The sequence below is a fragment of the Devosia sp. SD17-2 genome, from assembly GCF_029201565.1.
Taxonomy (GTDB): domain Bacteria; phylum Pseudomonadota; class Alphaproteobacteria; order Rhizobiales; family Devosiaceae; genus Devosia.
Genome location: NZ_CP104002.1, coordinates 1,151,117 through 1,177,063, shown reverse-complemented (window position 1 = coordinate 1,177,063; position 25,947 = coordinate 1,151,117). Strand labels below are relative to the sequence as shown.

Here is a 25,947-nt window from a genome sequence, read left to right as displayed (position 1 = left end):
CTTGCTGGCAGCTGGCTAGATGTGGATGGCACCATCACCCAAAGCCAGCGCGGCCTCGCGGATGGCTTCCGACATGGTCGGGTGTGCGTGGGTGGTGCGAGCCAGATCTTCGGAAGCACCCGAAAATTCCATCAGCGTCACCAGCTCATGGATCATCTCGCCGGCATTCTTGCCCACGATATGCGCGCCCAGCACGCGGTCTGTCTCGACGTCGGCGAGGATTTTTACAAAACCCTGGGTCGCCACCATGGCCTTGGCCCGACCATTGGCCGTAAACGGGAACTTGCCGATCTTGTAGTTGACGCCATCGGCCTTGAGTTCGTCCTCGGTCTTGCCGACGGAGGCGACTTCCGGATTGGTGTAGACCACCGAGGGAATGGCGGCGTAATTGACGTGACCCGCCTGGCCCGAGAGAATTTCGGCAATGGCAATGCCTTCGTCCTCGGCCTTGTGGGCCAGCATCGGGCCGGCGACCACGTCACCAATAGCGTAGATGCCGTCGACCGACGACTTGTAATGGGCATCAACGCGAACACGGCCGCGCTCGTCGAGCGCCACGCCGACAATGTCGAGCCCCAGGCCTTCGGTGAACGGCTTGCGGCCAATGGCGACCAGCGCCACATCGGCGTCGAGCAGCTCGACGTCTCCGCCTGCTGCCGGCTCCACCCGCACCTTGAGCGAGCCGTCTTCCTGCTTGTCGATGCCGTCGACCTTGCTGGACAGGCGGAATTCCATGCCCTGCTTCTGCAGCATGCGCTGGAACTGACGCGCCACTTCGCTGTCCATGCCCGGCAGGATGCGATCGAGATACTCGACAACGGTGACCTTGGCGCCAAGGCGCGCCCAGACCGAGCCCAGCTCCAGCCCGATCACGCCGGCCCCGATGACGAGGAGGCGACCGGGAACCTTGTCCAGCGCCAGTGCACCTGTGGAGGTGACGACGGTCTTTTCGTCGATTTCGATGCCCGGCAGATTGGCCGAGACCGAACCAGTGGCAATGACGATATTCTTGGTGGCGATTTCCTGCTGGGCGCCGGTCTGCGGCGTCACCAGAACCTTGCCTGCGGCCGGGATCGAGCCAATGCCGCGGAAAACAGTGATCTTGTTCTTCTTGAACAGATAATCGACGCCGCCAACGTTGGAATTCACCGTGTCGGTCTTGTGGTTCATCATCTGCGGCAGGTTGAGCTGCGGCGCAGGAATGTCGATACCGAGGGCCTTGAACCCATGGCCGGCCTCTTCAAACAGCTCGGAAACATGCAGCAGCGCCTTGGAGGGAATGCAGCCGATATTGAGGCAGGTCCCGCCCAGCGTCGGCCACTTCTCGACCACGGCCACTTTCATCCCAAGCTGCGCCGCGCGAATTGCGCAGACATAGCCGCCAGGGCCCGAACCGATGATGGTGAGGTCGAATTGATCTGCCATGTTTCTCTTTGCCTCAGAAGATTAGCGCTGGTGTTTCTGCATGTCGCCTAAAGGCCAGCAGCACAGATGTAATGTGGATTGCGCCAATAAACCACCATCCGCGCACTATACCATTGCGTTACACCACCGGGCACAAGCCAGCAACGCGCACCAGGGCTTGGGGGCGTGCCGATTGGGCAAGACCCCGCCCCGGTATCAGAAGGCGACGCCGACAAAGAGCAGGACGAGACCAATCAGGGAGATGGTCCAGATCAGCGAGCGAATATAGGGCGCCTCGATGAAATAGGCCGGCAGATAGACCCAGCGGCTCCAGAACCAGATCTGGCTGCCCCATTGGGTGAACCCGTCCGATCGACCCGAGAGTTCGGTGGCGACGGCGAGGGTGATGAAGATGCCGTAGGTTTCGAGGAAATTGCGCAGGGCCTTTTCGCCACGCGCCGCCCATTTGCCCGGCGGACGTTCGCCATCACGCTGGCCATTGGCAAATTTCACACCATAATCAAGGCGATAGACGGTCGATTGCACCGCCAGATAGGCAAAGGCGAGCGCAGCGCTCCAGACGAGAAGTGTCAGCTCAAGGCTCATTGGATTTATCCCCACTATCCCCCTTATACGCGGGCGGGACACCAAAGGTTTCAACCCCCATTTGGGCGAGCCTCTTCCGACCGCCAGTCTATACCGGAGTTCGGAGGGGGAGGATAAATCAGGAGGAGGCCGAGATTTCCTGAGCGCGTTTCAGGGGATCGGGCAATTGCTGGTCGATGTCGAGCGCGCCGGTTTCCACCTGTTCGAGGAAGGTCCGGCAAAAGCTGTTCTTGTTGTCGGCCTGGTTATAGGCGGACATGATCTGGCTGCCGCCATAGGTCTCGGCGGCTGCCTGCTGCCCCTCGGCACCCCCGCCCAGCCGGGCGATCACCCGGTCTGCAAGGTCCAGAAACCCTATGTTTCTGAGGTACCAGTTCTCGGCAGCGGTCTTGTAGGCACCATCGAGACCGGTGTTCTCGTAGCAATGGGTGGTCATGACCTCGACGATGGCCTGCGAGCCATGGAAGGCCATGAGCTCCCCCACCAGCTGGGTATTTGCGGCGACGTCCTCCTGCGCCGACGCGGGAGAAATTGCGCCAAAACACAGGGCTGCCAGAACCACAAAACGTCGCAAACCACACCTCGAAAAATAATCCAGACACAGCCTTAGCGTCACAATCTGCTAACAGACTGCTAACGTTTGCCGTGACGTTAAACACCAATCGGTGAACAAAAAAGGGTCCGGCGAACCGGACCCTTTTTCAATCAGCAAAATGCGGCGATCACAGGTCAAGCACGAGGCGTTCGGGCGCCTCGAGGCTTTCCTTGACGCGCACGAGGAAGGTCACGGCCTCCTTGCCGTCGACGATGCGGTGATCATAGCTGAGGGCGAGATACATCATCGGGCGGATGACGATCTGGCCGCCGACGACAACCGGACGCTCCTGGATCTTGTGCATGCCCAGAATGCCCGACTGGGGAGCATTGAGGATCGGGGTCGACATCAGCGAGCCGTAGACGCCACCATTGGAGATGGTGAAGGTGCCGCCCTGCATGTCAGCCATGGACAGCTGGCCATCGCGCGCCTTGCGGCCGAGATTGCCGATTTCCTTCTCGATCTCGGCGATCGACATCTGGTCGGCATCGCGCACCACCGGCACGACGAGGCCCTTGTCGGTGCCGACAGCCACGCCGATATGGGCGTACTGCTTGTAGATCAGGTCATCGCCGTCGATCTCTGCATTGACCGCCGGGATTTCCTTGAGGGCGTGGACCACAGCCTTGGTGAAGAAGCCCATGAAGCCGAGCTTGACGCCGTGCTTCTTCTCAAAGAGCTCCTTGTACTGGTTGCGCAGGTCCATCACCGGCTTCATGTCCACCTCGTTGAAGGTGGTGAGCATGGCGGCAGTGTTCTGCGCATCCTTGAGGCGGCGGGCGATAGTCTGGCGCAGGCGCGTCATCTTCACGCGCTCTTCGCGAACCGCATCATCGGCAGAGCTCGGAGCGCGCGGGGCTGCGGGCTTTGCAGCAGGGGCCGGAGCGGCAGCGGCGGGAGCCGTGGTCTTGGCCAGGGCGGCAAGCACGTCTTCCTTGAGCACCTGACCGGCCTTGCCCGAACCGGCGATGGCGCCGGCATCAAGACCCTTTTCATTGATCAGCTTCTGGGCCGAGGGGGCCGGAGCACGATCGGTGGCGGCGGCAGCCTGCGGTGCGGCAGCCGGTGCAGCGGGAGCAGCAGCAGGCGCTTCGGCCTTGGGGGCGGCCTTGGGCGCAACGGCAGCACCAGCACCGGCAGCAATGGCGCCGAGCAGCGCGCCGACGTCGACCGTGTCACCCGGCTGGGCGGCGATCGCTTCGAGCACGCCGGAGGCCGGTGCCGGCACTTCGATGGTGACCTTGTCGGTTTCGAGCTCGACGATGGGCTCGTCGGCAGAGACGGCGTCCCCGACCTGCTTGTACCACTGGCCGATGGTGGCCTCGGTGACGCTTTCGCCCAGGGTAGGCACCCGGATTTCTGTCGACATGGAATGTTGTCCTTCTATTTCGGGCCAGAGCGCCACCGTCCTAAGGACGAATGTGGCGCTCAATATGACTTGTCACAAGGCTCAGGAGCCCAAGGCATCGTCGAGGAACGCCTGGAGCTGCTCCAGGTGAACGCTCATGCGGCCCGTAGCGGGCGAAGCGGCCGCCGGACGGCCGGAGTAGCGCACGCGCTGGTGGCCACGGCCCATCTGGTCGAACACCCATTCCACATAGGGCTGGATGAAGGCCCAGGCACCCATGTTGCGGGGCTCTTCCTGGCACCAGATCACTTCCGCATTGGGGAAGCGGCTCAGCTCGTCAAGCAGCGCCTTGGCCGGGAACGGATAGAGCTGCTCGATGCGCAGGAGATAGACATCGTCGATGCCCTTCTTCTCGCGATCTTCGAGGAGGTCGTAATAGACCTTGCCGGTGCAGAGGACGACGCGACGGATCTTTTCGTCCGGCTGGAGGCGGATAGTGGTCTTGGGCAGACCGGGGGCCTCGGCATCGTCCCAGAGGAGGCGATGGAAGACACTGTCCGGACCAAGCTCGACGAGGCCGGAGACCGCACGCTTGTGGCGCAAGAGGCTCTTGGGCGTCATCAGGATCAGCGGCTTGCGGAAGTCGCGCTTGAGCTGCCGGCGCAGCACGTGGAAGTAGTTGGCCGGCGTCGTGCAGTTGGCGACCTGCATATTGTCTTCGGCGCAGAGCTGGAGGAAGCGCTCGGGACGCGCGGAGGAGTGCTCCGGCCCCTGCCCTTCATAGCCGTGCGGCAGGAGCATCACGAGGCCCGACATGCGGAACCACTTGCGCTCGCCCGAAGAGATGAACTGGTCGATGACGACCTGCGCACCGTTCACGAAGTCGCCGAACTGGGCTTCCCACAGCGTCAGCGCCCGCGGATCGGCGAGCGAATAGCCGTATTCGAAACCGAGCACCGCCTCTTCGGAGAGCATCGAGTTGATGACCTCGTAGCGGGCCTGATCGGGCGTGAGATTGTTCAGCGGGGTGAAGGTCTTGTTTTCCACCTGCTGGTCATTCAGCACCGAGTGGCGCTGGCTGAACGTGCCGCGTTCCGAATCCTGGCCGGAAAGGCGCACAGGGTGCCCTTCGGTAACAAGCGTACCAAAGGCCAGCGCCTCGGCCGTCGCCCAGTCGATGCCCTCGCCGCTCTCAATTGCCTTGAGGCGGTTGTCGAGGAAGCGCTTGACCGTCTTGTGGACGTTGAACTCGGCCGGAACCTTGGTGAGCTGGGTTCCGATAGCGACCAGACGGTCGAGATCGACACCGGTGTCACCGCGGCGCGGGCCTTCATCGGCGGCCGGCTTGAAGCTCTTCCAGGCGCCGTCGAGCCAGTCGGCTTTGTTCGGGCGATAGTCCTGGCCGGCTTCGAATTCGGCCTCGAGCTTGGCCTTCCAATTGGCGCGCATCTGCTCGACGTCGTTCTCGGAGAGCACGCCTTCAGCGATCAGCTTTTGCGAATAGATCTCCAGGGTCGTCTTGTGCGACCGGATCTTGGAGTACATCAGCGGCTGGGTGAAGCTGGGCTCGTCGCCTTCGTTGTGACCGAAGCGGCGATAGCAGAACATGTCGATGACGACAGGCTTGCCGAACTTCTGGCGGTATTCGACAGCCACCTTCGCCGCGAACACGACAGCTTCCGGATCATCGCCATTCACATGCAGAACCGGCGCCTCGATCATCTTGGCGACGTCGGTCGGATATGGCGAGGAGCGCGAATAGATCGGCGAAGTGGTAAAGCCGATCTGGTTGTTGATGACGAAGTGGATCGACCCACCCGTGCGGTGACCCTTGAGGCCGGAGAGCCCCAGACATTCGGCAATCACACCCTGGCCGGCAAAGGCCGCGTCGCCATGGATCATCAGGGGCAGGACCATGGACCGGTCCGGCTTGCCATCCTGGGCGATGTTGACGAGCTTGCCATCGGGAGCGATGTGCTGGTCCTGCTTGGCGCGCGACTTGCCGAGCACCACGGGATCAACGATTTCGAGGTGAGACGGATTGGCCGTCAGCGACAGGTGCACCTTGTTGTTGTCGAACTCGCGGTCCGACGACGCGCCAAGATGGTACTTCACGTCGCCCGAACCCTCGACGTCGTCGGGGTAGAAGGCGCCGCCCTTGAATTCATGGAACAGCGCGCGATGCGGCTTGGCCATGACCTGGGTCAGAACGTTGAGACGGCCGCGGTGGGCCATGCCCAGCACGATATCCTTGATGCCAAGGGCACCGCCGCGCTTGATGATCTGCTCGAGCGCCGGAATAGTGGCTTCGCCGCCATCAAGGCCGAAGCGCTTGGTGCCGGTATACTTGACGTCGAGGAACTTTTCGAAGCCTTCGGCCTCGATCAGCTTGTTGAGGATCGCCTTCTTGCCTTCGGCGGTGAAGGTGATTTCCTTGTCCGGACCCTCGATGCGCTCCTGAATCCACTGCTTCTCTTCCGGATCGGAGATATGCATGAATTCGATCCCGAGCGTGCCGCAATAGGTGCGCTGCAGGATGGCCAGCATCTCTGGGATGGTGGCGTATTCGAGGCCCAGATAATTGTCGATGAAGATCTTGCGGCTGTAGTCGGCCTCGGTGAAGCCGTAGCTGAGTGGATCAAGCTCGGGGGCCGGTTCGTCGGCCTTGAGCTTGAGCGGATCAAGATCGGCATGCAGATGGCCGCGCATGCGATAGGCGCGGATCATCATGATGGCACGGATCGAATCCCGGGTCGCCTGCAGCACGTCTTCGGCGCTGGCGGAAGGCTTGCCTTCGGCGACGGCCTTCTTGGTCGTGGCCTTTTCGGCCTTGACCGCGATCTCGCCCCAATTGCCGTCAAGCGCAGCTATCAGGTCGCCGCCGGCCGCCTGCGGCCAATCCTTGCGACCCCAGCTGGGACCTTCAGCATTCCGGACGGCGACGTCCTGGCTGTCGTCCAGACGGGAAAAGAAGCTCGACCAGGTCTCGTCGACACTGCTCGGGTCAGACTTGTAACGGGAGTAAAGTTGTTCGATGTAGTCAGCGTTCCCCCCATAGAGGAACGAGGTCAGCAAGAACGCGTCGTTCTTTTCCTGTCGTGTCATCGCTTTTTGTGCGAGGCGCCGCCCCGCCATCCTTTGAAACGAGCCGGCGAGCCGGCCTCAATGCGGTCCCTTGATTACGATCGGATACTGACCGCTTATCCTTAGTATCCTGTTAAGTGAACGACCCCTGAGCAGGGTCGTGGCTCAGATATCGAGAGACCTTGGCCTAATCTTGGCTAGCATCCCTCTGGGCAGTTAGCGCGGCGAATTTCGCCGCGCCCAGTGACGATCCCGTGAAGGGATCCGTTATATAAGTCGTGCACTTCCGTCGGCGGTAAAAGACAACTCTACTGACCTTATTGGTCGAGATGTATACTTTCAGACAAAAGCGCTGGTCGGTTAACCCTTGAGCACGTCCACGAGGGTCTTGCCGAGTCGTGCGGGCGACGGCGACACCGTGATCCCGGCCGCTTCCATGGCCGCGATCTTGGATTCCGCATCGCCCTTGCCGCCGGAAACGACAGCGCCGGCATGGCCCATGGTGCGCCCCTTGGGTGCGGTGCGCCCGGCGATAAAGCCGGCCATGGGCTTCTTGCGGCCCTTCTTGGCTTCGTCGATCAGGAACTGCGCCGCTTCTTCTTCAGCCGCGCCACCGATTTCGCCGATCATGATGATCGACTCGGTCGCGTCGTCGGCGAGGAACATCTCGAGCACGTCGATGAACTCGGTGCCCTTCACCGGATCGCCGCCGATGCCAACAGCCGTGGTCTGGCCAAGGCCCTCATTGGTGGTCTGGAACACGGCCTCATAGGTCAGCGTGCCCGAGCGCGAGACGATACCGACCGAACCCTTGCGGAAGATCGAGCCCGGCATGATGCCGATCTTGCACTCTTCCGGGGTGAGGATACCGGGGCAGTTCGGGCCGAGGAGGCGCGAATTGGAGCGTTCGAGGCGGGCCTTGACGCGCACCATGTCGGCCACCGGAATGCCTTCGGTGATGCAGGTGATGAACGGGATCTCGGCTTCAATGGCTTCGATGATCGCGTCGGCAGCACCGGCAGGCGGCACATAGATCACCGATGCGTCAGCACCGGTAGCGTCGCGGGCTTCGGCAACCGTAGCATAGATCGGCAGGCTTTTGCCGGCAGCGCCAGTCCAGGTTTCGCCACCCTTCTTGGGGTGAATGCCGGCAACCATCTGGGTGCCGTAATAGGCCAGCGCCTGTTCGGTGTGGAACGTGCCGGTCTTGCCGGTCAGGCCCTGAACGAGGATCTTGGTGTCTTTGTTGACGAGAATAGACATGCTTTCCAGTCCCCTGAATTAGCCGTTGACCGCAGCGACGATCTTCTTCGCCGCATCGTCGAGATCGTCTGCCGCCGTGATGGCGAGACCGGATTCGTTGAGGATCTTCTTGCCCAACTCGACATTGGTGCCTTCGAGGCGCACCACCAGCGGAACCTTGAGGCCCACTTCCTGAACCGCAGCGACAACGCCTTCGGCGATGACGTCGCACTTCATGATGCCGCCGAAGATGTTGACGAGGATGCCCTCGACCTTCGGATCGGCGGTGATGATCTTGAACGCAGCCGCGACCTTCTCCTTGCCGGCGCCACCGCCGACGTCACAGAAGTTCGCCGGCTCCTTGCCGTAGAGCTTGATGATGTCCATGGTCGCCATGGCGAGGCCCGCGCCGTTCACCATGCAGCCGATATTGCCGTCGAGCGCCACATAGGCGAGGTCCCACTTGGAGGCCTCGATTTCCTTGGCGTCTTCTTCGGTTTCGTCGCGCAGCGCCTTGATGTCGTCGTGGCGGAAGAGCGCATTGCCGTCGAACGACACCTTGGCGTCGAGGACGCGCAGATGGCCGTCCTGCATGACGATCAGCGGGTTGATCTCAAGCAGCGCCATGTCCTTTTCGACAAACGCCTTGTAGAGGATCGGGAAGAGGCTCTTGGCGTCTTCGGCAGCAGCGCCGTCGAGCTCGAGGGCCTTGGAAATGGTCGCCACGTCGGCGGCGGTCACGCCGGCTTCCGGGTCGATGGCGATGGTGTGGATCTTTTCGGGCGTGTCATGGGCGACAGCCTCGATGTCCATGCCGCCTTCGGTCGAGACCACGAAAGCCACGCGACCAACGGAACGATCGACCAGCAGCGAGCAATAGAGTTCGCGGGCGATGTCGGCGCCGTCTTCGATATAGAGGCGATTGACCTGCTTGCCGGCGTCGCCAGTCTGGGCGGTCACCAGCGTATTGCCGAGCATTTCGCGCGAGAAGGCAACGACGTCATCGATGGTCTTGGCCAGGCGCACGCCGCCCTTGGCGTCGGGACCGAGTTCCTTGAACTTGCCCTTGCCGCGACCGCCGGCATGGATCTGGCTCTTGACCACATAAAGCGGGCCGGGCAGCGACTTGGCGGCAGCTTCCGCCTCATCAACGGAATAGATGGCGACGCCCGCAGCAACCGGTGCACCATATTCCTTGAGCAGAGCCTTGGCCTGATGTTCGTGGATGTTCATCGTGTTCCCCTTGGTGGGTCAATCGCTTGCGATCACGGGGCTCCAAGACCCCTACCGCGTCATTCCCGCCTCAAAGCGGCAATCTCGGTTTCTCTCCCCTGAAAGGGAGATCCCCGCTTGCGCGGGGATGACACTTGTTCGGTTACGCCAGCTTCGGCGCGATTTTCTTGCAGGCTTCGATGAGGCCTTCAACGGCGCCGACCGACTTTTCGAAGGCCTTCTGCTCGGCGGAGTTGAGCGCGATCTCGACGACCTTTTCAACGCCACCGGCACCGATGACAACCGGAACGCCGACATAGGTGTCCTTGATGCCATATTCGCCGTTGAGATAGGCGGCGGAGGGCAGAACGCGCTTCTTGTCCTTGAGATAGCTCTCGGCCATGGCGATGGCGGAAGCGGCAGGAGCGTAGAAGGCCGAACCGGTCTTGAGGAGACCCACGATTTCGGCGCCGCCATCACGGGTGCGCTGGATGATCTCTTCGAGCTTTTCCTTGCTCATCCAGCCCATCTTGACGATGTCGGTGAGCGGGATGCCGGCAACGGTAGAGTAGCGCGCCAGCGGCACCATGGTGTCGCCGTGGCCGCCAAGCACGAAGGCGTTGACGTCTTCGACCGAAACCTTGAGCTCATCGGCGATGAAGTGGACAAAGCGCGAGCTGTCGAGCACGCCAGCCATGCCGATCACCTTGTTGGTGGGCAGGCCGGAGAACTTCTGCAGCGCCCAGACCATGGCGTCGAGCGGGTTGGTGATGCACACCACGAATGCGTCGGGAGCGTACTTGGCAATGCCCGCACCCACCTGCTCCATCACCTTGAGGTTGATTTCGAGCAGGTCATCGCGGCTCATGCCGGGCTTGCGCGGCACACCGGCGGTGACGATCACCACGTCTGCGCCTTCGATGTCCTTATATTCGGACGTACCCTTCATGACGGCGTCAAAGCCCTGCGAGGGAGCGGACTGGGCGATATCAAGCGCCTTGCCCGGACCGACACCATCGACCACGTCGAACAGGACGATATCGCCCAGTTCCTTCTGCGCTGCGAGCAGGGCCAGCGTTCCGCCGATCTGTCCAGCACCGATAAGGGCTATTTTCTTGCGCGCCATTTGCCATGTTCCCCGACTGCGTTGATTTGGCGCACCTCTTAACCTTCCGCGGCCTGAGGGGCAAGTGAACCCTTCGTCTAGACCCCGGTTTCGCCCTTGCTCATGGGCGATGGGGGAATGCCAAATGGGCAAGATGAGGTCGCGCTTTTGGCAGTAGCGTGACAAGCTTGAGACGATGACACCGGACCCCAACCTGCCCCCGCCTGTTCCCAAACCGCCCAGGGCGGCGCGCGTGAGGCTGGGCCCGCTCCAGGGCGCCACCATGCTGGCCGGACTGGTTCTTGGCGCCGTGCTCGGCGCCATGGCAGGGTTCAATGTCAATCTGACAGGCGCAGCCATCGGCGCCCTGCTCGGCGCTGCCGCCGGCGGCACGCTGGGCCTTGTCATCTGGCACTGAAGGCTTGTGACTAGGCACCGACCTCGGACGCCACTTCGCGCAGCCCCTTGCCCAGATATTCCTCGGACTGCATTTCCGTCAGGCGCGAGATGGTGCGCTGAAACTCGAAGGCAGTCCTGTCATCCTTGCCAAGCTGATCGAGCGGCACCGCAAAGCTGGCCGCAAGCTTGACGCCGCGATCATAAAGGCTGTCGATGAGGAGGATAAAGCGCTTGGCCGCGTCCGAGCGGGTGCGGTCCATCTGCGGCACATCCTCGAGCATCAGCGTATCGAAGGAATGGGCGATGCGCACGAAGTCGCGCGTACCCAGCGGCTTGTCGCAGAGATCGGCAAAACCGAAACGGGCGGCCCCCATGGCAATGCGCGGCACGGCAATTTCACGACCGATGCTTTCGATGACGCCGGGCGCGCCCTCTTCACCACCAGTAAGACGCAGCCAGAGTGCGTCCATCTCCGCCGCCACCTGCGGCCCCGTCCCGAACACATAGACCTGCTGCCCGGCAAATTTGAGCCGCCGATAGTCCTGCTCCGAAGGCAGGCCCACCACTTCGGTCTCGCGCTTGAGGCGCTCGATGAACGGCAGGAACAGCTGGCGGTTGAGACCGTCCTTGTAGAGCCCGTCCGGCACCACATTGGACGTCGAGACCAGCACCACCCCGCCGGCAAAGAGCTTGTCGAACAGCCGGTCGAGCAACATGGCATTGGTAATGTCATGGACATGGAATTCATCGAGGCAGAGCACGCGCAGCCCCGCCTTCAGCATCGGGCGCACCACCGCTTCGATGGGGTCGGCATTGTCATTGCTGCCGCGGGTCGTCTTGCGGAAGGCCGCCACCCCCTGGTGCACTTCATCCATGAATTCATGGAAATGGACGCGCCGCTTCTCCTTGTTCGGAACGGCGGCGAAGAACAGGTCCATCAGCATGGTCTTGCCGCGCCCGACCTCGCCATGAAGGTAAAGCCCGCGCACCGGACGGGGCTTTTCGCGAAAACCGAACATGCGCCTCGGGCGGGCCGCGGCCAGTTCGGCAATGATGCGATCAAAATGGCTGGCCGCCTCGAGCTGTGCGGGGTCAAGGGTCAGCGCGCCACGGGCGGCGAGCGCTTCATAGGCGGCGCGAACGGGGGTGCTTGAGGAAGCAGACATCAGGAAATACCACCGGACGGTCCCGCCACAGCGAGACCCCTATTGAACCGCAACCGAAAACAGAGCCCCCGCTTTCGCGGGGGTGACACGATGCCTCGATGCGGTGCAACGCCTGGAAACAAAAAGCCGGCCCTGCGCGGGCCGGCCTAAAAGACTTAGCGCGACATCGCGATGGCCTGGCCACCGCCCATGGTGCCGATGTAGCGGCCGCTCGAGGGGGCGAGGAAAGCCGCGATATTGCCGTTCTCATCATAGAGCTGCAGCTGGCTGCCGACCTGCTGCCAGCCGGTCACCGAGGCGATCTGCGGCACGGTGCAGCCGGGCGAGGAGGCGCGGAAGTAATTGGTGCCGGTCTTGGCGGTCATCGGCAGGTTGAGCTGGCAGGTCTGTGCACCAGCAGTGACGGTCCACACGCCTTCCGGACCAGCGCTGAAGCTGCCGGCTGGCTGGCCGATCGTGGTGATCGATCCGGCGCTGCCAACTGTTGTGGTGGTGCCGAAGCCCGGCTGCGGCGCAGCAGGCGCCCCACCCAGAACGGGGGTACCCGACAAGCCCGGTGCCGGCGTACCGGTGGCGCCGATCGAAGGCAAAGTGCCCTGCTGAACAGTCGAGGGCTGGATCGGCTGCAACTGCTGGGGCGCGCTCACGACGTTGAGCCCGGCCGTATTGGATCGTGTGGACGGCGAGCAGGCTGCAAGCAGCAGCGCAGCAGCGGCCACACCCAATACGGAACCAGCTCCGCGTTTCCAAAGCTTCATGAGTGACTCCTGCCCGAGGGCTTAAGGGAAATTAACACTTGTGGCGGCTTATAAACCAAAGCAACCACTCCGTTCAACGCCCGACCGCAAACCAATGGTGTTTTGTCAATATGGCGGTTTTGCGGGACGAGGCTCTGTCATGTCCTTCAACAGGTCCTCGACCAGAAGCGTTGCATCGCCCATCTCGTTTTCCGGCACCTCAATGCCGACGCCATCGGCCCCGAAAATATTCGGCACCCCCGGCAGGCCACCATCGCGCGGGTCGAGCGGATGAAATCCGTGGGCCCGGAGGGCAACGATAAGGACACGGGCGATACCGGCATCCCGCACCTGGGCAATCGTCTTGTAGTTCATGGGCACTCCCGTGGGCCGATTGTGACGGTGGCGAGGGGATGAGGCAAGCGGAGATGAGGCTACCCCCACCTGGCCTCCCCCTGTGAAGGGGGAGGGACCGATCGAGTTTTGCTGAGCGGCCGGTGAGCCACAGAAACATCCCTCCCCCTCAAAGGGGGAGGTTAGGTGGGGGTGTTTGGCGAGACAGAAGCTCCCAATGAAAGCGGCAGTTGCAAAAGCTGTCGCCAAATGGTGCATTCGGGACAAACCCCTCTCACCGCAAGGTGATTTGCGGGTGGCTCGACAAAGTGAACCATGGCGAGCCAAGGGTTGGAGACGAGATGGGCGCCTATATCATCCGCCGACTATTGCTGATGATCCCGACCGTTTTCGGCATCATGGCTATTTCCTTTCTCATCACCCAGTTTGCGCCGGGCGGGCCGGTGGAACAGGCCCTGGCCAATCTCTCCGGCCAGAACGTGGCGCTGACCGAACGCGTCACCGGTGGCGGGGGTGACGTTGTCTCCCAGCCCAATGCCCAGAACCAGCCCGGCAGGAGCGGCTATCGCGGCAGCGACGGCCTGCCGCCTGAACTTGTCGAGCGGATCGAAAAGCAGTTCGGCTTCGACAAGCCGCCGCTCGAACGCTTCGTCACCATGATCTGGAACTATCTCCGCTTCGATTTCGGCGAGAGCTATTATCGCGACATCTCCGTCATCGATCTGATCAAGGAGAAGATGCCGGTCTCGATTTCGCTGGGCCTGTGGATGACGCTGATCGCCTATGGCGTCTCCATTCCGCTCGGCATCGCCAAGGCGCGCCGCGATGGCTCCCGCTTCGACGTCTGGACCTCGAGCCTCATCATCGTCGGCTATGCCGTGCCCGGTTTTCTCGTTGCCATTGCGCTGATCGTGCTTTTTGCCGGGGGCAGTTTCTGGTCGATCTTCCCGCTGCGCGGGCTGACCTCGCCGGGGTTTTCATCTTTCCCCTGGTGGCGGCAGGTGCTCGATTATGCCTGGCACCTCGTCCTGCCCATCACGGCCATGGGGCTCGGGGCCTTTGCCACGGCGACGCTGCTCACCAAAAATTCCTTCCTCGACGAGATCGGCAAGCAATATGTGGTGACGGCGCGGGCCAAGGGCCTGAACGACCGGCAGGTGCTTTATGGCCATGTCTTCCGCAACGCCATGATGCTGATCATTGCCGGGTTTCCGGGCGCGTTCATAGGCGCCTTCTTCGGTGGCTCGCTGCTGATCGAAACCATCTTCTCGCTCGACGGGCTTGGCCTCCTCGGTTTTGAGGCCATCGCCAATCGCGATTATCCGGTGGTCTTTGCCACGCTCTATATCTTCTCGCTTCTGGGGCTGGTGATCGGGCTGATCTCGGATCTAGCCTATATGTGGGTGGATCCGCGCCTCGACTTTGAAAGCCGCGACGCATGAGCATTGCCCTCTCCCCGCTCAATCGCCGGCGCCTCGCCAATTTCAAGGCCAACCGGCGCGGCTGGTGGTCGCTCTGGATTTTCCTCGCCCTCTTCATCGTCACGCTGGGGGCCGAGTTCATTGCCAATGAGCGCCCGATCCTCGTCTCCTACAAGGGCGAATTGCTGGTGCCGGCGCTGGTCACCTATCCCGAGAGCAAGTTCGGCGGGTTTCTGGCCACCACCAATTACCGCCAGCCCTATATATCAGACGAAATCGAGGCCAATGGCTGGGCGCTCTGGCCGCCGGTGCGCTTCGACTACACGACGATTGATGGCTATCTGCCCTATTCTGGCGCCAATCCGCCCAGCTGGCTGATGAGCCGGGAAGAGTTCTGCGCCCGCTATCCCATGGGCGTTGACGACCCCAATTGCCATATCGGCAATTATCACTGGCTGGGCACCGACGATCGCGGCCGCGATGTTTTTGCGCGGCTGGTCTATGGGTTCCGGCTGTCGATCCTCTTCGGGCTGATCCTCACGGTCATCTCTTCGGGCGTCGGTATCGTGGCAGGGGCCGTGCAGGGCTATTTCGGCGGCTGGACCGACCTCATCGCCCAGCGCCTCATCGAAATCTGGACCTCGATCCCGGCGCTTTATCTGCTGCTGATCATCTCGCGGGTGATCGCGCCCAGCTTCTGGGTGCTGCTCGGCATCTTGCTGCTGTTTTCCTGGGTGTCGCTGGTGGGCATTGTCCGCGCCGAATTTCTGCGGGCGCGCAATTTTGAATATGTCACCGCCGCCCGCGCGCTGGGCGTTTCCAACCGCACCATCATGTGGCGGCACCTCCTGCCAAACGCCATGGTCGCAACACTGACCTTCATGCCTTTCATTCTCTCGGGGTCGGTGGCGACCCTCACCTCGCTCGATTTCCTCGGCCTCGGCCTGCCGCCGGGCTCGCCCTCGCTTGGGGAATTGCTGGCGCAGGGCAAGAACAATCTGCAGGCCCCCTGGCTGGCGCTGACCGGCTTTTTCACCATCGCCGCCATGATGACTCTGCTCGTCTTCATCGGCGAAGCCGTCCGCGACGCCTTCGACCCGCGAAAGACCTTTGCATGACCGGGCCGCTGCTTTCCGTACGGGATCTCACCATCCGCTTCGGCACTTCCGAGGCGGTGCGGAACATCGCCTTTGACATCGCGCCGGGGGAGACGCTGGCGCTGGTTGGCGAGAGCGGGTCGGGCAAATCGGTTTCGGCTCTGTCCGTGCTGCGGCTCCTGCCGCCCAGCGCCAGCATTTCCGGCGAGATCAGCTTTGAAGGGCAAAACCTTGCCAGTGTCGATGAGCAGATCTTGCGCGGCCTGCGCGGCAATCGGGTCGGCATGATTTTTCAGGAGCCGATGAGCTCGCTCAATCCTGTGCACACGATCGGCAAGCAGATCGGCGAGGTGCTGGCGATCCATCAGGGCCTGCGCCAGACGGCGGCCCGCAAGCGTACGATCGAGCTCCTCACCGATGTCGGCATTCCCGATCCGGAAAGCCGGCTGGAGTCATACCCTCACCAGCTTTCAGGCGGGCAGCGCCAGCGCGTCATGATCGCCATGGCGCTGGCGAATGATCCCAAACTGCTGATCGCTGACGAACCGACCACGGCGCTCGACGTGACGGTGCAGGCGCAGATTCTTGATCTCCTGAAGCGCCTGCAGCGCAGGAATGGCATGGCCATGCTGTTCATCACCCACGACCTCACGATCGTGCGCAAAATTGCTGACCGCGTGGCAGTGATGACCGAGGGCAAGATCGTCGAGACTGGCCCGGTCAGCGAGATTTTCGAGAACCCGCAGCACGCCTATACCAAGAAACTCCTCGCCGCCGCGCCGAGTGGTTCGCCAAACCTGCCCGAGCCTAATGCCGAAAAGATCGTGGAGGCGCGGGACGTCAAAGTCTGGTTCCCGATCAAGCGGGGACTCATGCGCCGCACCATCGGCCATATCAAAGCGGTCGACGGAGTCGATCTCGACATTTATCGCGGCGAGACACTGGGCGTCGTCGGCGAGAGCGGCTCGGGAAAGTCGACGCTGGGCTATGCGCTCTTGCGCCTCATCTCGTCCGAGGGGCGGATCGTGGTGCTGGGCGAGAACGTCGCCGGCCGCTCCGGCCGCGCCCTGCGCCCGATGCGAAAGCACATGCAGATCGTCTTTCAGGATCCCTTCGGCTCGCTCAGCCCGCGCATGTCGGTACGCGAAATCGTCGCCGAAGGCCTGTCCGTGCACATGCCGAGCCTTTCGCACGACGAACGTCAAAGCAAGGTCGTCGACGTGCTGCGCGAGGTCGGGCTCGACCCCGACAGCGCCGATCGCTATCCGCATGAGTTTTCCGGCGGCCAGCGCCAGCGCATCGCCATTGCCCGCGCGCTCATTCTGGAACCGGCCTTCCTCGTGCTCGACGAGCCAACCTCGGCGCTCGACGTGTCCATCCAGGCCCAGGTGATCGATCTGCTGCGCGATATCCAGCAGCGGCGCGGCCTCACCTATCTCTTCATCAGCCACGATCTGCGCGTCGTCAGGGCGCTTGCCCATCGCCTCATTGTCATGCGTCACGGCCTTGTGGTGGAGGCGGGCGCAGCGGCTGAGATCTTTGCGGCACCGCGCGAGGATTACACCCGCCAGCTCATGGCCGCAGCCTTCGACATCGCCCCAAATTCGGACTAATCTTCCGACCAAACCAACGGAGCCCAGGAATGAAGTTCGCCGCCCTTGTCGCATCCGGCCTGCTGACGCTCGGCCTTGCCGTGCCTGTTCTGGCGCAGACCCCGACCGGTGTGTGGGTCCACGCAGACTCCCTCACCGAAGCGCCCAAATATGCCGAGGGCTTTGCCCATTTCGACTATGTGAACCCCGACGCCCCCAAGGGCGGCACGGTGCGGCTGGGCACGCGCGGCGGCTTTGATACGTTCAACCCCATATTGCCCAAGGGCAACGCGGCCTCCGGGCTCGGGCTGATCTATGAAACCCTGATGACAGCGTCGATGGACGAGGTGAACACCTCCTATGGGCTCCTCGCTGAAGCCATGAAGGTCGCCGACGACTATGGCGCGGTGACCTTCCGCATGGACCCCGATGCACGCTGGCATGATGGCGAGCCAGTCAAGGCCGAGGATGTGGTCTGGTCCTTCGACAAGCTGATCGAGCTCAGCCCCACCTATACGCAATATTACGCCAATGTGACGGATGCCGAAGTCACCGCCCCCGGCGAGGTGACCTTCACCTTCGACATGACCGGCAATCGCGAGTTACCCCATATTCTGGGCCAGATGATCGTCTTGCCCCAGCATTGGTGGGAGGGCACCGACGCATCCGGCAAGCAGCGCAATATCGGGGAATCGACGCTCGAGGCTCCGCTGGGCTCGGGCCCCTATCGCCTCGTCAGTTTCGATGCAGGCCGCACGATCACCTATGAGCGGGTAGAGGATTATTGGGGTGCCGATCACCCGACCCAGATCGGCACCAATAATTTCGACAAGCTTGCCTACGAGTATTTCCTGGATGAGGCGGTGTGGTTCGAGGCCTTCAAGGGCGACCAGTTCGACTGGTGGAGCGAATATACCGCCCGCCGCTGGGCCACCGGCTTTGATTTCCCGGCCGTCGCCGATGGCCGCGTCGTCCGCGAAGAATTCCACGAGGACTACAATGGCCGGGGCGAAATGACCGGCTTCATTCCCAACCTGCGCCGCGACAAGTTTGACGATCAGCGCGTCCGGCGGGCGATCAACCATGCCTTCGATTTCGAAGAGTTGAACGCCACCGTTTTCTTCAATCAGTACGCCCGCATCGACAGCTATTTCTTCGGCCTGCCCTTTGCCGCCAAGGGCCTGCCGGAAGGCAAGACGCTCGAAATTCTGGAAGGCGTGAAGGACCTTGTCCCCGAAAGCGTCTTCACAGAGGCCTACACCAACCCGGTCAATGGCGACCCGACAAAACTGCGCGAAAACCTGCGCACCGCGCTCAATCTCCTGACCGAAGCCGGCTACACACTCAATGGCACCCAACTGGTTGACGCCAACGGCACCCAGCTCTCCATTGAGCTCCTGATGCACCAGCCCACGCTCGAACCCATCGCAGCCAATCTGCAGCGCAACCTCGCCCAGATCGGCGTCGATGTGCAGATCCGCATGGTCGACACGCCCCAATATATCAACCGCCTGCGCAGCTTCGACTACGACATGATCTATGCCAGCTGGGCCCAGTCGTTCTCGCCGGGCAATGAGCAGCGCTATTTCTTCGGCTCGGGAAGCGTCGACGAACAGGGCTCGCGCAACTACGCCGGCATTGCCGATGCGGGTATCGACGCGCTGATCGACCAGCTCGTCGCCGCCGGCGACCGCGACACCCAGCTTGCCATTGTCGAGGCGCTCGACCGGGTGCTGTTGGCGCATGACTATGTCACCCCCGGCTATGCGCTGCTCTACTCCCGCACCGCCCGCTGGGACCGCTTCAGCCGCCCCGAAACCCTGCCGGAATTCTCCAACGGGTTCCCGACGATCTGGTGGTGGGACGAAGCCAAGGCCGCAAAGACGGGCGGCGCTGGTCAGTAGCCAGTGCGTTCCAACCGTAGGCAATTGTCATCACCCGGCTTGTCCGGGTGATGTATTTTTGGGGCGGGGTGGATTGCCCGGACAAGTCGGGCAATGACGGTGGGGAGTGGCGTGGGGAACGCCGCTGGTCAGGAGCACCTCTCCCCTGAGGAGCGTGCAGGCCTGGCCCCGTGACAACGACGTGCCCAAAAACGCGATCGACACCTCACCCTTTTAGGAGGGAGGATGGGAGGGTGTGAAACGTCGGGCTGAGGCCCTAAAACCTTAGTAATCGCGCTCGTAGAAGACGCCGAGGCTGGAATTGCCATCCTGGCCGGCCGCGCCCTTGACCGTGAGGTCTTCGGTGACGTCGAGGTTGATCGTCACCTTGCTCTGGCCGTTGGCACCCGCCGTGACGCCGAGATAGATATTGTCCTGCAGATAGGTGCCGGCTTCGACGCCGACATTGCCCTGCGCGTCGGTGACGACGTCAAGGTCGGCGAGGCCTGCGGCACCGCGAAGGCCGCCAAGAAGACCGCCACCGCCGCCCCCTGCTCCCACCAGTTCCCCGGCTGCGGCTGCCAGCTGTGCCAGCTGCAATGGCGACAGCTCGCCCATGGAGCGCTTGAACAAGAGGCGCGCCAGGACTTCATCCTGCGGCAATTGCGGGCTGGAGCCGAAACCGATTTCGAGCGCGGAGACGCGGCCCGACACCGTCACCACCACCTCGATGCCATCGGCTTCGGTGAGCGCGACGAAATCAAGCTGGGGATCGAGATCGCCGACCAGCGTAACCGTGCCGCGCTCGAAGGTGATGCGCTGGCCGAGGATGGAGAGGCGACCGCGGTTGAGGGAAAAGGCGCCCACGGGCTGGATATTGTTGAGCGGGCCGGTGAGACGGACCGAACCACCCACTTCCGCGTCGAGCCCGCGACCCTGGATAAAGATCTGGTTGGGCGCGTTGACGTTGATGTCGAGCAGCATGCCGGGCGAGCGGCTCTGCGGCACCGGCGCACCATTGGTGGTGATCTTGGCGCGATCGAGGGTCCGGGCCACATCGGCCGGCGTGCCGCGGTGCTGGACATCGATCAGCTCGGCGCCGCCCCCAAAACCCTCCGGCACGGTGATATTGGCCTGCTCGACCAGCACATTGCCCGCGAGCAGCGGCGTGCCGGTAAGATTGCCTGTGAGCCCGAGATTGCCGGAGACGGTGGCAACGAAGAGATCGCCATCGGCATAGCGCGCCGAATTGACGTTGAGCGCCAGATTGGCCGGGAAGTTTCCGGTGATCCCGACCGTGCCCGAGATCGAGGCACTGCCGCCGGTCGAGAGATTGGCGCTGAGACCTTCGATGGTCGCAACCGTGCCGTCGAGGCGGGCGCGACCGGTGATGTCAGCGAGGCGCAAATTGAGCTCTGGATCGACATAGCCGGCGCCACTCGTGGACACCGAGCCGCCGAACTGCGGGTTGGCGATACTGCCGCTGACCTGGGCATCGAAATTCGCCGTGCCGGACAACTGACCGCCCCGGTCGATAAGGAAGCGGTTGGCGAGCACCAGAGGCGCCGAACCATTGGCCGTCACCGAGAGACCCGAACCGGACAGCGGCACGCGGCCGGAGCCCGTCACCGAAAGCCCGCCCGAGCCATTGGCGCTGAGCGCATCGATGGAAACGGTGTTGGCGGCAAAGCTGCCGCGCGCCGAGGCGTTGACCGGAGCAATGCCAAAGGGCGCGATTGCCGTGGCATTGATGCCATTGCCGCGCGCGTCAAAGGTCACGCGCGGATCGCTGGCCGAGCCGGTGACCCGGGCATTGCCCTCGAGCGTACCGGCGAGGCCGAGGCCCGGCACAACGGCATTGGCAATGGAGAGCGGCAGCGCGGAAATATCGACGCTGAGATCGAGCGCATTGCCGGCGGTGCCGCTCGCGGTGATGCGGCCAGTGCCGACATCGAAGCGCACGGCATCGAGCGCAACGCTGTCGCCGCTGACCATCAGAGCGGTCGGGTTGGCGAGACGCGCCGAAAGCTGGCCCTGGACGAGATTGGCGTGGTCGAGACCGAGGCGATAGCCACCGGCAACCGGGCTCAGCGATCCGCCGACAGCAACGCCGGTTCCGGTCGAGAGCGCGGCGGTGGCGTCAAAGCTCGTAGTGTCGCCATTCTGGCTGGCGCGGGCATCGAGAACATTGACCGTCGTTCCCGCGACGGAAATGGCACCGGCCTTGACGGTGCCGTCGATTGCCGGCACGCCGAAGAGATCACCGACAGTTGCGGCGATATCAGCGCGGCCGATGGCAATGTCGCTGACCCGCAGATTGGCGGCATTGGCCAATACCGACGCGCCCTGTTCGCCATTGTTGGGCGCCAGCTCGATCCGGGCGTTGACCGCGCCGGAGGCTTCCTGCAGCAGCAGGGCCGCCGCGAGCGAGACGTCGGGCGCGGTGACTTCGATCTGCCCGGTAAGAAGTTCTGTTTCAACCGCGCGGGCAACTTCACCCGAAATGCGCGTGCCGGCAATTTCAAAGCCAAGACCGGTAAGGGCCTGACGCACTTCGTCGACCGCGACCTGGCTAGCGAGGGTGGCGCGGTGTCCGTCGAGCATGGCCGAGCCATCGACGGTGCCGGAGAGCTTGCTGCCGAGAAGATCGAGATCGAGCCCAACCTGCGCATCGCGCAGGGTCCGGCCGACCAGTGTGCCGCTTGGCACATTGGCGTCGAGCACCAGGGCAATGGGCTCTTCCGGCGCGGCCGATTTTGCAGTGCCGCGAACGCGGAGCGCCCCGCTGGCCTCTTCGGTGAGAAGCGCCAGATCGGCGAGATCGAGCCCAATGGCAAAGTCGGCGGTGTCGCTGGCATAGGTGCCATCGGCGGTGAACTGCACCTGCGGATTAGTGACCGAGAAATTCTCGGCAACCAGCCCGTTTTCGGTGCGCGCCAGGCGCCCGGCGAGCTCCACCTGCCCGGCGAGCAACTTGTCGGCCGTCTCGTCGTCAATGCTGAGATTGGTGCCCATGCCGTCAAAGGTGAGGTCGAACGCCCCGCCCACAGCCTGGATTTCGCCTTCCGCGTCGAGCATCAGCCCGCCGGTCAGCTGGCGGTCGGCAAGGCCGGAGAACGGCGCGATGCTGTCGGTCTGAAGGCCGATGCGCCCCTTGAAGTCCGTGCCATCAATCACGCCCGCAAGGCTGGCGGTCAGCGCCTCGCCCACCACGCGCAGCTGCGCCAGCTGGATCGGCTGGCCGCCCTGCCACATGCCGGCAAGACCGAGACCGACGCTATCACCCAGCGCGGCCTTCACAGTCGGATCGGCGGCAATGCCCGAGAGTTCGCCGTCACCGTTGAAGGTGACCATGCGATTGGTCGGATCGGAAAGATTGGAGGCAACGCCGGACACACCAAGCGCAAACTGCTCGGCGGCAAAGCCGTCGGTTTCGAACCGCTCGATGTCGAGATCGGCAGACCAGTTGCCACCCTCGTCATCGCCGAAGTCGATGGAGAAGCGGGCGTCGCCGACTCGGGTGGCATTGCCGGCGACCGGCAGGGTCACAGGACCACCGGCCGGATCGGCAATGCGCGCCTCAAGATCGAGGCGCGACAGGAAATTGTCGGCCGTGGTGGCGCCGCTCGCGGTCAGCGACAGCTGCCCGCCGCTCAGCGTCACGGCCGTCAGGTCCAGCCCGCCGGCAGACCGCAGCAGGGCATTGCCGGTGAGGCGGGTTTCAGCACCAAAGAACGGACGATAGGGCTCGGCCACAAGGCGCGACAGCGGCCCGCCGACATCGGCGACAACGGCCAGGCCATCGGCAGCCTGCTCGATCCGCGCGGTGCCGGCCAGCGCCGGCTGGCCATCCGCGAGAAGATTGAGTTCGGCGGTGAGATCTTCGACCGGCCCTGCCCCAGCGAGGGTCAGCTGCATGGCCGGGCGCCCCTCGATATTGAGGAGGTTGGCGATCACGCCATTGGCCGGCTCATTGAGATCGACCGAAAGATCGATGGAATTGTCGGCGCGAAGATAGGCGACATCGAGCCCGAGCGTACCGCCCGGACCATCGAGGCGGGTGATGTCGAGCGCCGTGTCGAGATTGCCGCCTTCGAGCGTGAGCGACCCGGCGAGCGAGATTTCCGAGCCCAGACCGAAGACACCTTCCCCAAAGGTGACGCGTGGGACCTCCAGCTCACCAAGCTGGATGGCAACGGGGAATTCGGGGATTTCAAGCGAACCGGCTTCTGGCGGAGGTAGATCCACACCCTCTGCCGGTACGGCATTGCGGATATAGTCGATGCTCTCGGCGCGCAGCGAACGCACCTCGAGCTTGCCGGTAAAGAGCGCGCCCTGGTTCCAGTTGAGGCTCGCGTTGTTGACGCGCAGCCAGACGCCCTCCTGGTCCGAGATGGTGATCTCGCGCACCGAAACGTCCGAGCCCAGAATGCCGTCGATATTGGAGAGGCGGATCTGGCGTTCGGGCGTCGAAAGCTGCCCTTCGACGAAGCTCGTCAGCCAGTCCTTCTGCTCATCTTCGGGCATGGACAATACGTCCTGCGCCACCAGCGCCACCGGCACGGCGATAACCGGCACGAGCAGGGCCGCGACATAGGTGAAGCGGCGGGACATCTTGGGCAGGGTAATCATCAGAAAGCCTGTCCGATACCGGCATAGATGGCGTAGTCCGGATCGCCCGGCCGCTTGTTGAGCGGCACGGCCAGATCCAGCCGCAGCGGGCCGAGACCGGTGTAATAGCGGGCACCAATGCCGGCGCCGAGGCGCAGGTCATCGAGACCGGGGAAAGTATCGGCGGCCACATAGCCACCATCGACGAAGCCAACCACACCGATATCCTCGGTGACCTTGACGCGCGCTTCGAGCGAGCCTTCGAGCAGATAGCGCCCGCCGGTCACCCCGCCCGCGCCATTGTCGACGCCAAGCGACTTGAAGCCATAACCACGCACCGAGCCGCCACCGCCGGCAAAGAACAGTTTATCGGGCGGAATTTCGCTGAGATCGGGGCCCACCAGGGCGCCCGCCTTGATGCGACCAGCCAGGATGAAGGCGTCATCCTCGGAGAAGCCGAAATAGGTGCGGCCTTCGATTGTGATGCGGGCGCCGGCCTTGCCAACGCGCAGATCATAGAAGGGCTCGAGCATGCCCGAGGCATAAAAGCCTTCGGTCGGGTTCACACTGCTGTCGCGCCCGTCATAGGTCGCGCCGCCATAGAGCCCCACGGTCGAGAAGTCGCGCGTACCGAAGCTGTCGTCGAAGCGAGCCTGCTTGAAGCTCATCCCGCCTTCAAAGGTGATTTCGTCGGAGAAGAAGTGCGTGAGGCCCAGCCGTCCCGCCGCCGAGGTTTCGGTATAGGTCGGGTAGATGGTGCGCTCAGCCGACACCACCGCCACAAGGTCTGTGTCGGGGGTGAGGAAGCCGGGCTTGGTGAAGGTACCGCCGACAAAATAGTCGAATTCGGCCGTATCCACCGGCCAGGCAATGCTGGCGACGCGCGCGTCGAGGCGCAGCCGCTCGGCCTGGCCGAAGAGATTACGCCAGAGGTGATACCCCTCAAGGCCCAGGCCATCGACGGTGGAATAGGTCGCGCCAACGCCAAAGCGGCGGCCCGACATTTCATCGACGATCAGCTGATAGGGCAGCAGCCCGTCCGAGCCGATGGCGTCGGCTGCCTCGAACCGCGCGGCGCGGAACACTTCGAGACGGTCGAGACGCTTCTGCGCCCGCTGGATTTCGTCGGGGTCATATTCCTGGCCCACGACGAGCCCCGTCTGCTGGCGCACGAAATCGGGGTTCATATTGGTCGTGCCGGTCACCGTCACATCGCCGAAGGCAGCGAGCCGCCCAGGATTGACGATGATCTTGGCATCGACGGTGCGCGAGGCGTGGTCGGCGACGACTTCGCGCCCGACGATCTCGGCCTTGGCGTAGCCCTGCTCCTGCCAGGCGGCCAGCGCGAGACGCTCGGCAGCGAGAATTACGGAGGACTTGGCCACCTGCCCGGCTGCAAAGCCACGCATCACCGGCAAATCGACCTGATCCTCGGGATCATCGGTCTGCGGCGCCTGATTGACTACCGCGACATCGTTGAAGGTAAAAAGCGGGCCGGTGGTGATCGCGATGGTCACGTCCACCGGATCGGGCAGATTGACGTCAGGCGCCAGCGTGGCCGCCTCGGCTCCGCCAATGCGAATGCTGACTGCGCCGCCGTAATGCCCCTCATTGTAAAGGGCACCCAGAATGCGGCGGTAGTCGCCGCGCGCCTTGGCGATCAGCCCGGCAGCGCCGGAAGCCGGCTGGGCCTCGTCGGCAATCAGCGCCGAGGCATTGCGCGCCGCGGCCTCGGCAGCGCCGGTTTCGCTGGCGGAAAATGTGACAACATAGGGCTGTGGATCGACAATGACGTCGTCCGCATTAACCTCTTCGGGGTTCTCGAAAAACTTGAACCCAAAGAGCTCAAACCCATGGGCAGCCGGAACCGTCACGGCAGCACATGCCATGGCGATGCACAGGGCGCCAATACTCGTTACCAAACGCGCGCTTTGCAGTGGACCAGTTCCCGACCGTTACGCTTCAACTACTTACGGTTAAAGCCGACAATGCCTTCCCACGGGGAAAGATTCCGTTAAGGCCCCCCCCAGGCTGTGCAAATCTTCCTGCACCGGCCAAAGAGGCGGCCCTTTCATGGCGAGTTTAGGGCGC

The 25,947-nt window shown here is 63.0% G+C and carries 18 protein-coding genes; 5 read left to right on the top strand and 13 right to left on the bottom strand.

What is annotated here, in order from left to right; genetic code table 11:
- Positions 1 to 15: 15 nt before the first annotated feature.
- The 8 genes from lpdA to mdh form a co-directional block, all read right to left on the bottom strand.
- Entirely contained in the window at positions 16 to 1,425 is a 1,410-nt protein-coding gene (gene lpdA / locus NYQ88_RS05735) for a dihydrolipoyl dehydrogenase (RefSeq protein ID WP_275653996.1), read from the bottom strand.
- Positions 1,426 to 1,620: 195 nt separating this feature from the next.
- On the bottom strand, positions 1,621 to 2,010 hold the full coding sequence (locus NYQ88_RS05730) for an MAPEG family protein (RefSeq protein ID WP_275653995.1): 390 nt from the start codon (positions 2,008 to 2,010) through the stop codon (positions 1,621 to 1,623).
- Between the two features lie 118 nt (positions 2,011 to 2,128).
- Positions 2,129 to 2,584, bottom strand: coding sequence for a hypothetical protein (locus NYQ88_RS05725; protein WP_275653994.1), 456 nt, complete (start codon positions 2,582 to 2,584; stop codon positions 2,129 to 2,131).
- A 148-nt stretch (positions 2,585 to 2,732) separates the two neighbouring features.
- Positions 2,733 to 3,974 (bottom strand): 2-oxoglutarate dehydrogenase complex dihydrolipoyllysine-residue succinyltransferase, encoded by a 1,242-nt coding sequence (odhB, locus tag NYQ88_RS05720; RefSeq protein ID WP_275653993.1) that lies wholly within the window; start codon positions 3,972 to 3,974, stop codon positions 2,733 to 2,735.
- Positions 3,975 to 4,055: 81 nt separating this feature from the next.
- Positions 4,056 to 7,058 (bottom strand): 2-oxoglutarate dehydrogenase E1 component, encoded by a 3,003-nt coding sequence (locus tag NYQ88_RS05715; protein WP_275653992.1) that lies wholly within the window; start codon positions 7,056 to 7,058, stop codon positions 4,056 to 4,058.
- Between the two features lie 339 nt (positions 7,059 to 7,397).
- Positions 7,398 to 8,300, bottom strand: coding sequence for a succinate--CoA ligase subunit alpha (gene sucD, locus NYQ88_RS05710; RefSeq protein WP_275653991.1), 903 nt, complete (start codon positions 8,298 to 8,300; stop codon positions 7,398 to 7,400).
- Positions 8,301 to 8,318: 18 nt separating this feature from the next.
- Complete coding sequence (sucC, locus tag NYQ88_RS05705) at positions 8,319 to 9,512, bottom strand: ADP-forming succinate--CoA ligase subunit beta (protein ID WP_275653990.1); 1,194 nt, start codon at positions 9,510 to 9,512, stop codon at positions 8,319 to 8,321.
- Positions 9,513 to 9,654: 142 nt separating this feature from the next.
- Entirely contained in the window at positions 9,655 to 10,617 is a 963-nt protein-coding gene (gene mdh, locus NYQ88_RS05700) for a malate dehydrogenase (protein WP_275653989.1), read from the bottom strand.
- Between the two features lie 232 nt (positions 10,618 to 10,849).
- Between mdh and NYQ88_RS05695 the strand changes: the two genes are divergently transcribed.
- On the top strand, positions 10,850 to 11,014 hold the full coding sequence (locus NYQ88_RS05695) for a hypothetical protein (protein ID WP_275653988.1): 165 nt from the start codon (positions 10,850 to 10,852) through the stop codon (positions 11,012 to 11,014).
- Between the two features lie 10 nt (positions 11,015 to 11,024).
- On the opposite strand, the gene zapE is transcribed toward NYQ88_RS05695, so the two are convergent.
- The 3 genes from zapE to NYQ88_RS05680 all read right to left on the bottom strand — a co-directional run bounded on the left by zapE (position 11,025) and on the right by NYQ88_RS05680 (position 13,273).
- The gene (gene zapE / locus NYQ88_RS05690) at positions 11,025 to 12,161 is read right to left on the bottom strand and encodes a cell division protein ZapE (RefSeq protein ID WP_275653987.1); all 1,137 of its coding nucleotides are present in this window, start codon (positions 12,159 to 12,161) and stop codon (positions 11,025 to 11,027) included.
- A gap of 155 nt (positions 12,162 to 12,316) precedes the next feature.
- On the bottom strand, positions 12,317 to 12,919 hold the full coding sequence (locus NYQ88_RS05685; RefSeq protein WP_275653986.1) for an AprI/Inh family metalloprotease inhibitor: 603 nt from the start codon (positions 12,917 to 12,919) through the stop codon (positions 12,317 to 12,319).
- A gap of 105 nt (positions 12,920 to 13,024) precedes the next feature.
- Positions 13,025 to 13,273 carry a hypothetical protein gene (locus tag NYQ88_RS05680; RefSeq protein WP_275653985.1) on the bottom strand — a complete coding sequence of 83 codons (249 nt, stop codon included), beginning with the start codon at positions 13,271 to 13,273 and terminating at the stop codon, positions 13,025 to 13,027.
- A gap of 320 nt (positions 13,274 to 13,593) precedes the next feature.
- Between NYQ88_RS05680 and NYQ88_RS05675 the strand changes: the two genes are divergently transcribed.
- From NYQ88_RS05675 to NYQ88_RS05660, 4 genes are read left to right on the top strand one after another with little or no spacing between them, the layout of a single operon-like run.
- A complete protein-coding gene (locus NYQ88_RS05675) occupies positions 13,594 to 14,694 on the top strand; it encodes a microcin C ABC transporter permease YejB (RefSeq protein WP_275653984.1) in 1,101 nt (366 codons plus the stop codon).
- On the top strand, positions 14,691 to 15,791 hold the full coding sequence (locus NYQ88_RS05670) for an ABC transporter permease (protein ID WP_275653983.1): 1,101 nt from the start codon (positions 14,691 to 14,693) through the stop codon (positions 15,789 to 15,791). The genes NYQ88_RS05675 and NYQ88_RS05670 overlap by 4 nt, the downstream gene beginning before the upstream one ends.
- Entirely contained in the window at positions 15,788 to 17,383 is a 1,596-nt protein-coding gene (locus NYQ88_RS05665) for an ABC transporter ATP-binding protein (protein ID WP_275653982.1), read from the top strand. The genes NYQ88_RS05670 and NYQ88_RS05665 overlap by 4 nt, the downstream gene beginning before the upstream one ends.
- A 29-nt stretch (positions 17,384 to 17,412) precedes the next feature.
- Positions 17,413 to 19,266: an extracellular solute-binding protein gene (locus tag NYQ88_RS05660; protein WP_275653981.1), complete on the top strand. Its 1,854-nt coding sequence runs from the start codon at positions 17,413 to 17,415 to the stop codon at positions 19,264 to 19,266.
- A 264-nt stretch (positions 19,267 to 19,530) separates the two neighbouring features.
- On the opposite strand, the gene NYQ88_RS05655 is transcribed toward NYQ88_RS05660, so the two are convergent.
- Positions 19,531 to 23,877 carry a translocation/assembly module TamB domain-containing protein gene (locus NYQ88_RS05655; RefSeq protein ID WP_275653980.1) on the bottom strand — a complete coding sequence of 1,449 codons (4,347 nt, stop codon included), beginning with the start codon at positions 23,875 to 23,877 and terminating at the stop codon, positions 19,531 to 19,533.
- Entirely contained in the window at positions 23,877 to 25,778 is a 1,902-nt protein-coding gene (locus NYQ88_RS05650; protein WP_275653979.1) for an autotransporter assembly complex family protein, read from the bottom strand. Before NYQ88_RS05650 ends, NYQ88_RS05655 begins: the two co-directional genes overlap by 1 nt.
- Positions 25,779 to 25,947 lie beyond the last annotated feature (169 nt).